The 12645-nt window shown below is 72.3% G+C and carries 18 protein-coding genes; 4 read left to right on the top strand and 14 right to left on the bottom strand.

Features of this window, described 5'->3' with window-relative positions; all coding sequences use genetic code 11:
• From Q0L15_RS03225 to Q0L15_RS03205, 5 genes are all read right to left on the bottom strand, one after another.
• The coding region (locus Q0L15_RS03225; RefSeq protein WP_296602205.1) for a UPF0182 family protein at window positions 1–1345 on the bottom strand (1345 nt) is incomplete at its 3' end.
• Window positions 1342–1986, bottom strand: a complete 645-nt coding sequence (locus tag Q0L15_RS03220; RefSeq protein WP_296602204.1) for a PPA1309 family protein — start codon at window positions 1984–1986, stop codon at window positions 1342–1344. The genes Q0L15_RS03220 and Q0L15_RS03225, both read right to left, overlap by 4 nt.
• The gene (locus Q0L15_RS03215; protein WP_296602202.1) at window positions 1983–3047 is read right to left on the bottom strand and encodes a PDZ domain-containing protein; all 1065 of its coding nucleotides are present in this window, start codon (window positions 3045–3047) and stop codon (window positions 1983–1985) included. Before Q0L15_RS03215 ends, Q0L15_RS03220 begins: the two co-directional genes overlap by 4 nt.
• A gap of 44 nt (window positions 3048–3091) precedes the next feature.
• A complete protein-coding gene (locus Q0L15_RS03210; RefSeq protein WP_296602200.1) occupies window positions 3092–3337 on the bottom strand; it encodes a hypothetical protein in 246 nt (81 codons plus the stop codon).
• Between the two features lie 49 nt (window positions 3338–3386).
• The gene (locus Q0L15_RS03205) at window positions 3387–3812 is read right to left on the bottom strand and encodes a molybdenum cofactor biosynthesis protein MoaE (protein ID WP_296602198.1); all 426 of its coding nucleotides are present in this window, start codon (window positions 3810–3812) and stop codon (window positions 3387–3389) included.
• A 69-nt stretch (window positions 3813–3881) separates the two neighbouring features.
• On the opposite strand from Q0L15_RS03205, the gene Q0L15_RS03200 reads away from it, so the two are divergent.
• A complete protein-coding gene (locus tag Q0L15_RS03200; RefSeq protein WP_296602197.1) occupies window positions 3882–5225 on the top strand; it encodes a zinc-dependent metalloprotease in 1344 nt (447 codons plus the stop codon).
• Window positions 5222–5818 (top strand): NUDIX domain-containing protein, encoded by a 597-nt coding sequence (locus Q0L15_RS03195; RefSeq protein ID WP_296602195.1) that lies wholly within the window; start codon window positions 5222–5224, stop codon window positions 5816–5818. Before Q0L15_RS03200 ends, Q0L15_RS03195 begins: the two co-directional genes overlap by 4 nt.
• Here Q0L15_RS03195 and Q0L15_RS03190 read toward each other — a convergent pair.
• From Q0L15_RS03190 to Q0L15_RS03180, 3 genes are all read right to left on the bottom strand, one after another.
• Complete coding sequence (locus tag Q0L15_RS03190; protein WP_296602193.1) at window positions 5815–6378, bottom strand: M48 family metallopeptidase; 564 nt, start codon at window positions 6376–6378, stop codon at window positions 5815–5817. The genes Q0L15_RS03195 and Q0L15_RS03190 overlap by 4 nt on opposite strands.
• Window positions 6379–6387: 9 nt before the next feature.
• Window positions 6388–7437, bottom strand: a complete 1050-nt coding sequence (locus Q0L15_RS03185; protein ID WP_296602191.1) for a PHP domain-containing protein — start codon at window positions 7435–7437, stop codon at window positions 6388–6390.
• 386 nt (window positions 7438–7823) lie between these two features.
• The gene (locus Q0L15_RS03180) at window positions 7824–8627 is read right to left on the bottom strand and encodes an enoyl-CoA hydratase-related protein (RefSeq protein ID WP_296602190.1); all 804 of its coding nucleotides are present in this window, start codon (window positions 8625–8627) and stop codon (window positions 7824–7826) included.
• A gap of 192 nt (window positions 8628–8819) precedes the next feature.
• On the opposite strand from Q0L15_RS03180, the gene Q0L15_RS03175 reads away from it, so the two are divergent.
• A complete protein-coding gene (locus Q0L15_RS03175) occupies window positions 8820–8978 on the top strand; it encodes a DUF5679 domain-containing protein (protein WP_011754982.1) in 159 nt (52 codons plus the stop codon).
• A gap of 279 nt (window positions 8979–9257) precedes the next feature.
• The gene (locus tag Q0L15_RS03170; RefSeq protein ID WP_296602189.1) at window positions 9258–10061 is read left to right on the top strand and encodes a hypothetical protein; all 804 of its coding nucleotides are present in this window, start codon (window positions 9258–9260) and stop codon (window positions 10059–10061) included.
• Window positions 10062–10065: 4 nt separating this feature from the next.
• Here Q0L15_RS03170 and Q0L15_RS03165 read toward each other — a convergent pair whose 3' ends face one another.
• From Q0L15_RS03165 to Q0L15_RS03140, 6 genes are all read right to left on the bottom strand, one after another.
• Window positions 10066–10224, bottom strand: a complete 159-nt coding sequence (locus Q0L15_RS03165) for a hypothetical protein (RefSeq protein WP_296602187.1) — start codon at window positions 10222–10224, stop codon at window positions 10066–10068.
• 127 nt (window positions 10225–10351) lie between these two features.
• Window positions 10352–10558 carry a hypothetical protein gene (locus Q0L15_RS03160; protein ID WP_296602185.1) on the bottom strand — a complete coding sequence of 69 codons (207 nt, stop codon included), beginning with the start codon at window positions 10556–10558 and terminating at the stop codon, window positions 10352–10354.
• 36 nt (window positions 10559–10594) lie between these two features.
• Window positions 10595–10759 (bottom strand): hypothetical protein, encoded by a 165-nt coding sequence (locus Q0L15_RS03155; RefSeq protein ID WP_296602183.1) that lies wholly within the window; start codon window positions 10757–10759, stop codon window positions 10595–10597.
• An 84-nt stretch (window positions 10760–10843) separates the two neighbouring features.
• The gene (locus Q0L15_RS03150; protein ID WP_296602182.1) at window positions 10844–11167 is read right to left on the bottom strand and encodes a WhiB family transcriptional regulator; all 324 of its coding nucleotides are present in this window, start codon (window positions 11165–11167) and stop codon (window positions 10844–10846) included.
• Window positions 11168–11301: 134 nt separating this feature from the next.
• Window positions 11302–11538 (bottom strand): hypothetical protein, encoded by a 237-nt coding sequence (locus Q0L15_RS03145; protein ID WP_296602181.1) that lies wholly within the window; start codon window positions 11536–11538, stop codon window positions 11302–11304.
• A 223-nt stretch (window positions 11539–11761) separates the two neighbouring features.
• Window positions 11762–12645, bottom strand: an 884-nt coding sequence (locus Q0L15_RS03140; RefSeq protein ID WP_296602180.1) for an ATP-dependent DNA helicase UvrD2, incomplete at its 5' end; no start/stop codon positions are given.

Raw genomic sequence — 12645 nt, 5'->3', positions numbered from 1 at the left:
ACGCCGCGATGATCCCGTTGCCGTGCGTGTAGACGGTGTGCAGGTTGGTCCAGTTCCGGTCGCCGTCGGGCACACCGCTCTGGTCGAGCTCACGCACGCCGAGCACGAGCGCCCTGTCGTTGCCGTCGATCTCGTAGCGGTCGACGTCGAGCACGTCGGCGACCGAGTAGTAGGCACGCACCTGCTGGTTCTGCTCGAACGCGTCACGCACCAGCTGCGGGTCGACCAGCGGCACCGAGGAGGTCTCGTCCTCGACGGTCGACGCGCTCGCGCCGATCGCGGTCGCCGGGTCGTACTTCTCCACGGCTACGCCGGCGACGTCGTACGCCGAGCGCGTGGCCTGGATGTTCTTCTCGATGTACGGCGCCTCCTTGTCCGCCTCGGAGGGCTTGACCTGGAACTGCTGCACGATGCCCGGCCAGATCAGGCCCAGCAGGACCGCCGAGACCGCCAGCAGCGCGAGCCCCATCGACGGCAGCAGCCAGGTGCGGCGCCACACGTTGACGAAGAACAGCACCGCGCAGATCACCGAGATGCCGAGCAGGATGTTCTTGGCCGGCAGCACCGCGTGGTCGTCGGTGTAGGTCATGCCGGTCACCAGCCCGCCCCCCTGGGTGACCAGGTCGAAGCGGTCCAGCCAGTAGTCGGCGGCCTTGGCGAGCACGAAGAGGCCCAGCAGCAGCGAGATCTGCGCCTGGGCCGCCCCGGAGAGCCGGTCGCGGGGCGTCTGGAGCCGGATGCCGCCGTACAGGTAGTGCACGACCGCCGCCGCGATCAGCGCGACGACCAGCACCGCCATCGCATAGTCGACGAGGTAGTGCAGCCACGGCAGGGAGAAGACGTAGAAGCCGATGTCCTTGTGGAAGTAGGCGTCGTCGCTGCCGAAGGAGACGCCGTTGCGCCACAGCAGGTAGTCGCGCCACTCCCCGATCGCCGAGCTGCCGGCGAACGCGCCGAGCACCACGGCGACCCCGATCAGCAGCCAGGTGCGGATCGGGTTGACGGCCTCGCGGTAGCGGTCCAGCCCGTTCTGCTCCGGGGAGTTCGGCCGGAAGAACGGGCGGAAGCGGTAGGCCAGGTAGATGTTGAGGCCGACCACCAGCGCCATCACCGCCCCGAAGACCAGGAACAGCACGGTCTTGGTCCAGAACAGCGTGCTGAAGACCCCGCCGTAGCCGGCGGAGCGGTACCAGAGACGGTCGGTGTAGATGCCCGCGAACGAGCTCAAGCCCAGGAAGGCGATCACCAGCACGACCGCGGTGATGATCAGGGCCCGCGACCGCCGCGAGCCGGATCGGGCCGGCGGCCCGACGTCGCGGGGGTCCTCGTCGAACAGCTCGCTCATCTCTGCTTCTCTCCTTCGTGCCCCGGCGCGGCCCCAGGGTCCTCCAACGTCGCCCCGAGCAGCTCCAACAGCCCCGGCACGAGGTCGGAGCCGCCCACGACGGACTGGTCGTCGTCGTGCGCACGCAGTCGCAGTGCACAGTACGTCGCGCCCGCGCGGGTGACCCCCGCGACGATGCGCACGTCCTGACGGTCGGGGTGCTCGCGCGCGAACCGCTCGGCCGACGCCGGGTCGGACGGGATCAGCGGGTCGGCGTCGGGAGGCAGCACCAGGCGCTCGACCACGGCCGCGCACCCGGTCACTTCCGGCGGCCAGAGGACCGACTCGAGAGCGATCTCGAACGGCAGGTCGACCGGGAGCTGGTCCTGCTCGATCGGGGTCAGCGACCCGTGGGCCGACGAGGCGTCGAGGCCCATCGCGGCAGCCAGGGCCGGCTCGCGCTCGACCAGGGCGGCGGTGTCGACCAAGGCGTAGAGCCGCGCCGGCTGGTCCCAGCCCTCGGCCGCGATGTGGCTCTCGATCTCGAGCACCGCCGAGGCCAGGGCCGGGTCGGCGTCGAGGTCGGCGGTCAGCTCGGGACTCAGCTCGGGACTCAGCTCCGGGCTCAGCTCCGGGCTCAGGTCGGGGTCGTGCTCGCTCACGCGTCGGTCTCCTCGCAGCTCGGCAGGTCGGCGTCGTGGTCCTTCACCCAGGCGGCGATGGCCTCCCGGGCGTCGTGCATGGTGTCGGCGCGCACCAGGCGCATGTCCTCGTGAGGCGCACCGAGCGCCTCCTTGCAGTTGTCGGGCGGCACCAGGAACAGCTGGGCGCCGGCGTCGCGGGCGCCCACGATCTTCTGCTGGATGCCGCCGATCGGGCCGACGTTGCCGGCGGCGTCCATGGTGCCGGTGCCCGCGATCGTCGCGCCGCCCGTGAGCGACCCCGGCGTGAGGGTGTCGTAGATGGCCAGCGAGAACATCAGCCCGGCGCTGGGGCCACCGATGTCGGGGTTGATGCCGATGTGCACCTGCACCGGCAGCTTCCCCTTGGTCTGGGTGCCGACCTGGATGCCGATCTGCGGTCGTCCGTCCTTGACCTCGGGGGTGAGCGAGAGCTCGCGGCGCTCGCCGTCGCGGCGTACGACGAGGCGCACCGGCTTGTCCTCCTGGACCGTGCCGACCCGGGCGACCACGTCGTCACCGTTGGCCACCGCGACGCCGTCGACCTTCAGCAGCACGTCCCCGGCTCGGAGCACGCCGTCGGCCGGGGTGCCCTTGCTGACCGCGGCGACCACGGCCTCGGTGACGTCGTAGCCGAGCTCCTCCAGGGCGACCGCGGTCGCGGCGTCCTGGGAGCTGGTCATCTCCTGGGCGCTCTCCTGGCGGTTCTGCTCGACGGTCTCGCCCCGCTGGTAGACGGCGTCGTAGGGGTACACGGCGTCCTCGTCGCTGATCCAGTCGCGCATCAGCTCGAAGAGGTTGTTGCTGCCCTTGGGCTCGGGCTGGGAGACGTAGACGGTGGTCATCCGCAGCTGGCCGTCGTCGCGGTAGACCTTGTGCCCCGTGACCTCGATGATCTCCTTGCCGTCGTCGTTGGTGCCGAGCACGTCGATGGTCAGACCGGGCTCGTAGGTGACGAACGGCAGGGGCTTGAGGGCCGCGGTCACCCACAGCCCGATGAGCAGCGGCACGGCCAGGAGGCCGGCGAGGGTGCGCTGCGTCATGGCGCCAAGACTGTCAGATGTGCCCTAGGGCCCGGTCAGCCCGGTCAGGAGGCGCGGCGCGACGGACGGACGGCGACGCCCGTGGACCGGTCGCGGCTCGCCCGCGGGGCGGCGTAGCCGGGGGCCGGCCGCCGGCGGCGCGTCGGGTCGGGCTCGAGGGCGGAGGCCAGCCGGCGTACGGCGACCTCGCGGTCGACCTCGCCACGGCCCTCGCGTCCGGCCCAGGCGACCCACAGCATCGCCACGACCGTGACGACGACCGACGGCACCAGCCAGAGCAGGATCTCCACGCCCCGAGATTACGAGTGGCCCGCGCCCTCCACGGGGAGGCGCGCCTGGCTAAGGGGTGCCCACCCATTCCTCGGTGCCGTCGCCGAAGCGCTGGTGCTTCCAGATCGGCACCTCGGCCTTGAGCGTGTCGATGAGGGCCCGCGAGGCCACGAACGCGTCGCCGCGGTGGGCGGCGGTGGTCGCGACGATCACCGCGACGTCGCCGATCGCCAGCGAGCCGGTGCGGTGCACGGCGGCGACGCCCTGGACGTCGTGCTCCCCCGCCACCCGCTCGCAGACCTCGCGCAGCCGGTCCAGCGCCGTGGGGTGGGCGGAGTAGTCGAGCCCGGTGACGCCCTTGCCGCCGTCGTGGTCACGCACCCGGCCCACGAACAGCGTCAGGCCCCCGGAGGCGTCGTCGTCGAGGGCGGCGACGACCTCGGCGACGTCGAGCGGGGTCTCCCGCAGGTCCACGAGGCGTACGGCGGAGGTCACGTCCCGACCCTAGAGCAGATGGTCGGCGTGCGGCGGACCGGTGACCGCCACCCGCGTACCGTGGACCCCATGAACGACAAGCCGGGCGGGACGCCCGACGACGGCAGCGAGAACCCGGGCCAGAACCCCTTCAAGGGCACGCCGTTCGAGCAGATCTTCAATGCCTTCGGCGGCGCCGGGGGCCTCGGTGGTGCGGGCGCCGCGGGGCTGCCCGACCTCGGCCAGCTCTTCAACCAGATCCAGTTCCTCATGCAGCCCCACGAGGGTCCGGTCAACTGGGACTTCGCGCTCGACATCGCACGCAAGACCGTGGCGCAGGCCCCCGACCCCACCCCCAGTCAGCGGCAGCGCGACGCCGTCGCCGACTCGGTCCGGCTCGCCGACCACTGGCTCGACGACACCACGACGTTCCCCTCCGGGGTCACCTCGACCGCGGCCTGGAGCCGCGCCGAGTGGGTCGTCGGCACCACCGACGTGTGGAAGGTCCTCGTCGAGCCGATCGCGGAGTCCTCGGTGCAGGCGCTCGGCGGCGCACTGCCCGAGGAGGCCCGCGCGATGACGGGCCCGCTGCTCGGCATCCTCGGCCAGGCCGTCGGCGGGATGCTCGCCTCCCAGGTGGGCTCCGGCCTCGGCGCCCTGGCCTCGGAGGTGCTCAGCGTCTCCGACATCGGCCTACCGCTGGCGGCGCCCGGCAAGGCCGCGCTGGTCCCCGCCAACATCCACGAGTTCGCCGAGGGCCTCGACGTCACCGAGGACGACGTCCTGCTCTACCTCGCGCTGCGCGAGGCCGCCCACCAGCGACTCTTCGCCCACGTGCCGTGGCTGCGCGAGCACCTCATCGGCGCCGTGGCCGACTACGCCCGCGGCATCGAGATCAACGCCGAGGGCATGCAGTCGCGCATCGAGGAGCAGATGCGTGGCGTCGACCCCCACGACCCGGCCTCGATGCAGGCGCTGCTCGAGGGCGGCATGTTCGACCTCCCCCGCTCCCCGGCCCAGGAGGCCGCGCTGCAGCGGCTCGAGGTCACCCTCGCCCTGGTCGAGGGCTGGGTCGACGAGGTCGTCGGTCAGGCCACCGCCGAGCGGATGCCCGCCGCGGCCAAGCTGCAGGAGGCCTTCCGCCGTCGGCGCGCCGCCGGCGGGCCGGCCGAGGAGACGTTCGCGAGCCTGGTCGGCCTCGAGCTGCGGCCGCGCCGGCTGCGCGACGCCTCCACGCTGTGGGGCTCGCTGCGCACCCGCCAGGGCGTGGAGGCCCGCGACGGTGTGTGGATGCACCCCGACCTGCTGCCGACCGCCGCCGACCTCGACGACCCGCTCGGGTTCCGCGAGGACGCGACCGCGCTGCCCGAGCTCAGCGACGAGGACTTCGACGCCGAGCTGAAGAAGCTGCTCGACTCCCCCGACGGCGAGTGAGCCCCACCTCGCCCCTGCACGCCGACGCGCTCGCCGTCCTGCAGGACTGGACCGCGCCCACCGACGTGCAGGAGCAGCTGCGCCAGCGGTACGTCGCGCACCTGCTCGCCCACCCCGACGGGCTCACCCGCGCGTGCACGCCGGACCACCTCACCGCGAGCACGCTGGTGCTCGACGCCGAGCGCGGCGAGGTGCTGCTGACGCTGCACGCCAAGGCGCGGGCGTGGTTCCAGTTCGGCGGCCACTGCGAGCCCGGTGACCTGACCCTCGCCGCGGCGGCCCTGCGCGAGGCGAGCGAGGAGTCGGGGCTGACCGGCCTGGTGCTCGACCCGGTGCCGGTGCAGCTCAGCGAGCACGCCGTACCGTTCTGCGGCCCGACGGGAGACGTCCACCACCTCGACGTGCGCTACGTGGCGCTCGCTCCCGCCGGTGTCGAGCACGCGGTGAGCGAGGAGTCGATCGACGTGCGCTGGTGGCCGGCCGACGCGCTCCCCGACCCCCAGCCCGACATGGTGGAGCTGGTCGCGCTGGCGCGCCGCCGGTGCTCGAGCCTGTCGACTCCCCCGCAGCCCGGGCCCGACGACGACCGCTAATCCAGCTCCTCGCCCGGCGGGATGTCGAGCTGGGCGGCCGTCGACCAGCCGATGAGGTAGCCCTTGGCGCGCTCGGCCCGCGGATAGCGGTCGACCCAGGCCCAGAAGCTCGGGTCGTGGCCGGGCTCGATCAGGTGGGCCAGCTCGTGGACCAGCACGTAGTCGAGCACCCACGACGGCATCCCCTGCAGCCGCCCCGAGAGCCGGATCGTCCGGTCGCCCGGTGTGCACGAGCCCCAGCGCGACTGCTGGTTGTCGACCCAGCGCACCGACTCGGGGACGGCCAGTCCGCCCAGGTAGCGGTCGCTGAGCTCCAGCGCCCGGCGCATCAGGTCGCGGTCCGAGGGACGTCGGCGACGCTCGGACCGCTCGAGGCGGGAGAGCATCTTCTGGACCCACTCCGCCTCCTCGCGGCGCGAGAGCGAGGCGGGGATCATCACGACGACCCGGTCGCCGTCACGGTAGGCCGAGACGGTCCGGCGGCGGCGCTTCGAGCGGCGCACCTCGACCAGAGGCACGTCAGGCACCTCGGGCACCTCGGCCACCTCCGGTCGCTCCATGGTCGAACGCTACTTCGTCGCCCAGTCCAGGAGCCGCTCTCGCGGCCACGTGTTGACGATCCGGTCGGCGTCGATCCCGGCGGCCTCGGCCCGCTCGCAGCCGTAGACGAGGAAGTCCAGCTGACCGGGTGCGTGCGCGTCGCTGTCGATCGAGAACACGCAGCCCACGTCGCGGGCCAGCTCGAGCAGCGCGGTCGGCGGGTCGCGGCGCTCGGGGCGGGAGTTGATCTCGACCGCGACGTCGTGCTCGGCGCACGCCTCGAAGACGGCCCGGGCGTCGAAGCGCGAGCCGGGGCGGGTGCCGCGGTTGCCGGTCACCAGGCGGCCGGTGCAGTGGCCGAGCACGTTCGTACGCCGGTTGCGGATCGCGCCGATCATCCGGCGGGTCATGTCGTCGGGGTCCATCTTGAGCTTGGAGTGCACGCTCGCGACCCGCACGTCGAGGCGGGCGAGCAGGTCGTCGTCCTGGTCGAGCGAGCCGTCGTCGAGGATGTCGACCTCGATGCCCTTGAGCAGCGTGAACCGTCCCTCGCCCGCGGCGGAGAGGTGGTCGTTGACCGCGTCGACGACGCCGAGCTGGCGGGTCAGGCGCTCGGGACTCAGGCCGTGGGCGACGGTCAACCGCGGTGAGTGGTCGGTGAGCACGAGGTAGTCGTGGCCGAGCTCGATCGCGGTGAAGGCCATCTCCTCGATCGGCGAGCCGCCGTCGGACCAGTCGGAGTGGGAGTGCAGGTCGCCGCGCAGCGCGCTGCGCAGGCCCGCTCCCCCGGTCGTCAGGTCGCCGCCGTGCTCGCGCTCGAGCTCGGCGAGCCGGGCCGGCATCACCCCGCGCACCGCGTCGGCGATCACGCGGGCGGTGCTGGCACCGACTCCCGGGAGGCTGGTCAGCGTGCCGCCCTCGACGGCGGCCAGGACCTCGTCGTGGGACAGCGGGAGGATCGCGGCGGCCGCGCCGCGGAACGCCTTGACCTTGTAGGAGTCCTCACGGCCACGCTCGAGCAGGAACGCGATCCGGCGCAGCGCTGCTACCGGCCCGCCGTCGTACGTCGCCTCCGACACGCCGGTGACCTCCCCGTTCGTCGCGCACTTTCTTTCGTCCACACCCGGTGGAGGACCATTCTTGCTGGTCAGGCCCACGCTGCCGCGGCTCGGCGCTCCGCTGTCCACAAGAGGATCCCGCCTCGGGGACGGTTCGTCCACCGCCGAGCGGCGTCATCCACACCCTTGTCCACAGCGTTGTCCACAGGCTGCGGACCCCCGCGTTGACCCTCGTCCCACCCGCCTTCTAGCGTGGTGCGCAGATGAGGCCCTCGGCCACCGATCGACGTTCGCAAGGGGAAGGCAAACGTCGTGAGGTGGTCGGGGGCCTCCTCACGTTGACCCGCCCGAAAGTTTCGGGCGGGTCGACCTCGACCCCGTTGACCCGCCCGAAAGTTCTGGGCGGGTCAACGTCCGGTGAAGACCGGCGCCCGCTTCTCGTGCGCAGCCCGGATGCCCTCCTGCAGGTCGGCGGTCGCCAGCGTGATCGGCTGGGCCATCGCCTCCCACTGCAGGCAGCTCTCGAAGTCCGCGTGACCCCCGTCGGCCAGGGCGAGCTTGGTCAGCCTGCTGGCGATCGGCGCGGTCGCCGCGATCCCGGTCGCGGTGGCGAGCACCTCGTCGAGGAACGACGCTGGCTCGATGACCCGCGAGACCATCCCGAGCCGCAGCGCCTCCTCGGCGTCGACCACGCGGCCGGTGAGGAGCAGGTCGCGCGCGTGCGCCTCGCCCACGACGTTCGGCAGCAGGTAGGTGCCGGCCATCCCGGCGTGCATGCCCAGCTTGACGAACGGCGCGCCCAGGCGGGCCCCGGCGGCGGCGTAGCGGATGTCGCAGGCCAGCGCGAGGCACAGTCCCGCCCCGATCGCCGGGCCGTTGACAGCGGCGATCGTCGGCACCTCGAGGCGCCGGATCGAGAGCCAGGCCCGGTAGAACGCGATCATCCGGGTGCGCAGCTCGTCGACGGTCGCGTCCGGCTCGCTGGCGATCCACGAGGTGTTGCCGCCGGAGCAGAACGCCGAGCCCTCACCGGTCACGACGACGGCCCGGACCGAGCGGTCGGCGGCGAGCTCGTCGATCGCGGCGACCCACGAGGCGGTCATCGCGTCCGACATCGCGTTGCGCTGGTCGGGGTTGTCGAGGGTCAGGACGACAACGCCGTCAGCGGGTCGCTCGAGGCGCAGGTGGGTGAGTTCGGAGGTCTCAGGCATGGGGTCAAGGTACTGACCGGCGCCGGGCCGCGCCGTGACCGGATTCACCGCTTGCGGTGCGCCTGACGCGCATGTCACCCCGCGTGTCGTAGGGTCTGTGTCGGTTCGGCGGCAACCGCCTCGAGCTTCCGACGGGTCTTCCCCTCTGCCCCGTCGCGACGACCAGCTACATCCATAGGCAAGGAGGCCGTCATGGCGGAGACCTGGAGCGGCGAGTTCTACTGCGTGAAGTGCAAGGAGAAGCGTGAGGCCGAGGGCGAGGTGAAGGTGAACGACAAGGGCACCCGGATGGCCAAGGCTGTCTGCCCTGTCTGCGGCACCAACCTCAACCGCATCCTCGGCAAGGCCTGACGCGACACTTCCGCGCATAGCGCCACCGACGTGACTGACAGCGGCGTCGTCCCGGTCCACGACCGGGTCGGCGCCGCTGTCGGCGTTCTCGCCCCTCACACCGGCGGGTCGGCCCTCCGCTGTAACGCCCGTTTACCCTTCCCTCCCCCCGTGCTGCACCACGGTGGCAAGAGGGGGTAACCCGGCGTTACAGCTGCGGCGGCAAGCACCGCACCCTCGAGTCGGCGGGGCTGTGGAGAGCGCCCGCACGGGCCACGCGGAGCGGGTAGACCCCTCTCCATGGCCCACCCCGCGACCCACCCCGTGACCCACCCCGCGACCCACCCCGTGCCCCGGCTGCGCCCCGGACTCCACGTCGTGCGCCGCGACGACCACCACCTGCAGGTCGGGATCGACCCGCCGTGGCGACTGGTCGTCCCCGACCGGCCCGACGTCCGGCGGCTCCTCGACGATCTCCTGACCGGCCGGCCACCGCGACTCGACTCCCCCGAGGCGCACCGGGTTCTGCTCGCCCTCGACCGGGCCGGCATGCTGCTCGCGGATCCTGGACCGGTCGTGTCGCGCGACCCGGTCAGCGTCCAGGGCACCGGTGCACTGGCGGCCGAGGTGGCACGGGCGCTGAGGGCGGCCGGCCTCGAGCTCAGCGAATGCGCCGAGGTGGTCCTCGTGGTGGCCGACGGCGAGCCGCTGCGCGCCGACGTCGACGAGCAGCTGCGCTCCGGGCGGCCGCACCTGGTCGTCGGCGGCTCGGCCGACGGCTTCGTGCTCGGCCCCTTCGTGGTCCCGGGCCGGACGGCCTGCCTGCGCTGCGTGGACGCCCACCGCGGCGAGCACGACCCGCGTCGAGCGGTCGTGGTCGAGCAGCTGGCCGGGCGGGGCGGCGGGCCCGAGGATCCTGCGCTCCGCGGGGTCGCTGCAGCCTGGACCACCCGCGACGTGCTCACCTACCTCGACGGAGGACGACCGACGACCTGGTCGGCCACGGTGGCGCTCGGCGCCGATCTGGAGCCGGTACGCCGTCCTTGGACCCGGCACCCCCACTGCGGCTGCGCGTGGGACCTCGCCGCGCTGCCCGGCGCCTGACCGGTCACCAGAACTCGCTGTCGAGCTTGCCCTCCATCGCCCGCAGGTTGGCCCGCGAGCACTGGTCGCAGAAGACCCGCTTGCGGCCGTTCTCGACGGCCGTGGTCCAGGTGAGCGTCGCGGCCTCGTCGGCCTCCTGGCGCCCGCAGAAGTCGCAGGTCATCACCTCGCCAGGCTAACCCCGATCCGGGCGCGGGCTCCGCACGCACGAGAGCCGGGTACGACGTCGTCGTACCCGGCTCTCGTTCTCAGTCACCCGCGATCAGGACGGGGTGAGTTCCAGTGATGACCTACAGCGCGCGAGCCAGGGCGAGCCGAGCCTGCTGCGCTGCCTGCTCGGCCTTGCGGCTGAGCCGACGGGCACGGGCCAGCTGGTGGCCGCGCCGGAGCTGCTGCGCCTCTCCCAGGCGCTCGGACATTTGCGCTCGGGCCAGATTTTCGTGGAGAAGACTCATCTTCGTGGTTCCGTTCGGGTCGGTGGTCTGCGTGGTGTTCATGGAAAGTCGGTGCTTTCGTGTTCGGCGGTGGCGCGCTCAGAGCGTGCGGGCGAGGGCGAGACGGGCCTGCTGAGCGAGCTGCTCGGCCTTGCGACCGGTGCGGAGCGCGCGAGCCAGCTGACGGCCCTGTCGGCACTGCTGTGCCTCACCCAGACGTGCGCTGACGTGCGCGCGTACCAGGATTTCGTGGCTGTGGATCATGTCGGGTTCCTTGACGTCGTTGTCGAGAGAGGGAGTCGGTGTTGCGTGGGCGGGAGGTCGAGAAGCGGATCGTCCGAGGGGGTCTCAGGCGGCGGCTTCGTTCTTGCGGGGCCGGCCACGGGGCCGCTTGCGGGGGATCACCACTCCTTGCAGGAAGAGCTGGCCTCCCCAGACGCCCCAGGGCTCGCGACGCTCGAGGGCTCCGTCGAGGCACATCGCCCGGACCGGGCAGTCCTGGCACAGCGCCTTGGCGAACTCCACGTCGGTGGGCGACTCTGCGAACCAGAGCTCGGGGTTGTTGACCCGGCACGGCAGCAGCTCGTCGTCGACCTGGAGGGCCTGGTCGTGCAGCTGACCCAGGCTCACCTCGGCAGCCCCATCGGTGCGGACGAGTTCACTGATGGTCATGTTTCACCTCCTCTCCTGACCTGATCGCGGGTGGTTGTGTCTGGCGATCGGGATCCGGACCCTCGAAAACACGAAGGCCGCGGATCCCGGGGTTCGGGTTCCGCGGCCTGGAGGCTGCCGATGGCTGTTGGGTGTCAACAGGTCGGTGGTCTCCAGGCAGAGGTCCCCGGGAAGTACGGCTGGGCAAGGCCCATGTCGGCCTTGACGGCGCCCTGCGTGCCGTTGCCGGCCCGACGCTCGCGCACGACGAGCGTGGCGGCAGCGGAGCAGGAATCGGTGGCGCGCGTGGTCACGACGAAGGCGTGGCCGGAAATGGGCATGCCGAAGGGCGACGGGGTCTGAGCCGTCTTCCAGGTCTTGATGCTGTTCACGAGGCCACCTCCTTCGGTGAGTTCGGGCGCCGACCTTGCCAGGGCCGAGTGCGCGGTGCGATTCGTTCTGGGGAAACTTAGCGTCTCCGGCATGTAATGGGCAAACGATTTAGTGGGTATTTCGCGAAATTTCTCCGACGTTCGCTCCTCGGCCGCCTCGGCGCGCCGCTCGCTACTCCGCTCGACCCCCGCACGACGCCCATCCGAGCCCACCCGACGCCCCTCAGCCGACGACGGCGAGGACGTCCTCGCCGTAGCGCTCGAGCTTGGAGCGTCCGATGCCGCTGATGCGCAGCAGCGCCTCGGGGGTGCGCGGCTTGTGCTCGGCGATGAGCTGCAAGGTCGCGTCCGTGAACACGACGAACGCCGGCACGCTCTCCTCCCCCGCGCGCTCGCGCCGCCACTCACGCAGCCGCTCGAAGAGCTCCTCGTCGTAAGAGGCCGGGCAGTCCGCGCAGCGACCGCGCTTGAGCTCCTGGCCGGTCGAGAGCGGACGGCCGCACTCGCGGCAGTGGGCGACCTTGCGGCTGCGCGGCCGCTCGCGCGCGGCGCGGGCGTCGTCGGGCAGCAGCGGGTCGAGGAACCGCGACGGCTTGCGGGACGCCCGGCCGCCGGGGTTGCGCGAGAGTGCCCAGGACAGGGAGAGGTCGACTCGCGCGCGGGTCATGCCGACGTAGAGCAACCGGCGCTCCTCCTCGACCGCGGCCGGGGTGTCGGCGTAGGTGATCGGGAGGGTGCCGTCCTGGAGGCCGCAGAGGAACACCGAGTCCCACTCCAGGCCCTTGGCGGCGTGGAACGTCGCGAGCGTGACGCCGTCGGCGACCGGGGCGTGCTGCTCGGCGGCCCGCCGGTCGAGGTGGTCGACGAAGCCGTTGAGACCGGCGGGCTCAGCGGCTCCCGCGGACTCGGCCGCGAACTGGACCGCCTGGTCGACCAGCGCCTGCCAGGACTCCCAGCGGTCGCGGGTCTGACCTCGGGTCGTCGGGGCCTCGGGGGTCCAGCCCATGCCGGCCAGGATCGCGCGTACGGCGTCGACCCAGTCGCTCGCGCCAGCGGCGTCGGCCTCGCCGGAGCGGGCCGCGCCGCGCAGCCGGGTGACCGCCTCAC

The sequence above is a fragment of the Nocardioides sp. genome, assembly GCF_024509035.1.
In the GTDB taxonomy this organism is placed as follows: Bacteria; Actinomycetota; Actinomycetes; order Propionibacteriales; family Nocardioidaceae; genus Nocardioides.
Note: the sequence above shows the minus strand (reverse complement) of the source record. Positions and strands in the feature narration are given on the sequence as shown.

Bases quoted from the DNA above. Each gene is read 5' to 3' on its own strand.
- Q0L15_RS03215 (WP_296602202.1), bottom strand. From the start codon at position 3,047: ATGACGCAGCGCACCCTCGCCGGCCTCCTGGCCGTGCCGCTGCTCATC.
- Q0L15_RS03200 (WP_296602197.1), top strand. From the start codon at position 3,882: ATGAACGACAAGCCGGGCGGGACGCCCGACGACGGCAGCGAGAACCCG.
- Q0L15_RS03190 (WP_296602193.1), bottom strand. From the start codon at position 6,378: ATGGAGCGACCGGAGGTGGCCGAGGTGCCCGAGGTGCCTGACGTGCCT.
- Q0L15_RS03180 (WP_296602190.1), bottom strand. From the start codon at position 8,627: ATGCCTGAGACCTCCGAACTCACCCACCTGCGCCTCGAGCGACCCGCT.
- Q0L15_RS03175 (WP_011754982.1), top strand. From the start codon at position 8,820: ATGGCGGAGACCTGGAGCGGCGAGTTCTACTGCGTGAAGTGCAAGGAG.
- Q0L15_RS03170 (WP_296602189.1), top strand. From the start codon at position 9,258: ATGGCCCACCCCGCGACCCACCCCGTGACCCACCCCGCGACCCACCCC.
- Q0L15_RS03165 (WP_296602187.1), bottom strand. From the start codon at position 10,224: ATGACCTGCGACTTCTGCGGGCGCCAGGAGGCCGACGAGGCCGCGACG.
- Q0L15_RS03160 (WP_296602185.1), bottom strand. From the start codon at position 10,558: ATGAACACCACGCAGACCACCGACCCGAACGGAACCACGAAGATGAGT.
- Q0L15_RS03155 (WP_296602183.1), bottom strand. From the start codon at position 10,759: ATGATCCACAGCCACGAAATCCTGGTACGCGCGCACGTCAGCGCACGT.
- Q0L15_RS03150 (WP_296602182.1), bottom strand. From the start codon at position 11,167: ATGACCATCAGTGAACTCGTCCGCACCGATGGGGCTGCCGAGGTGAGC.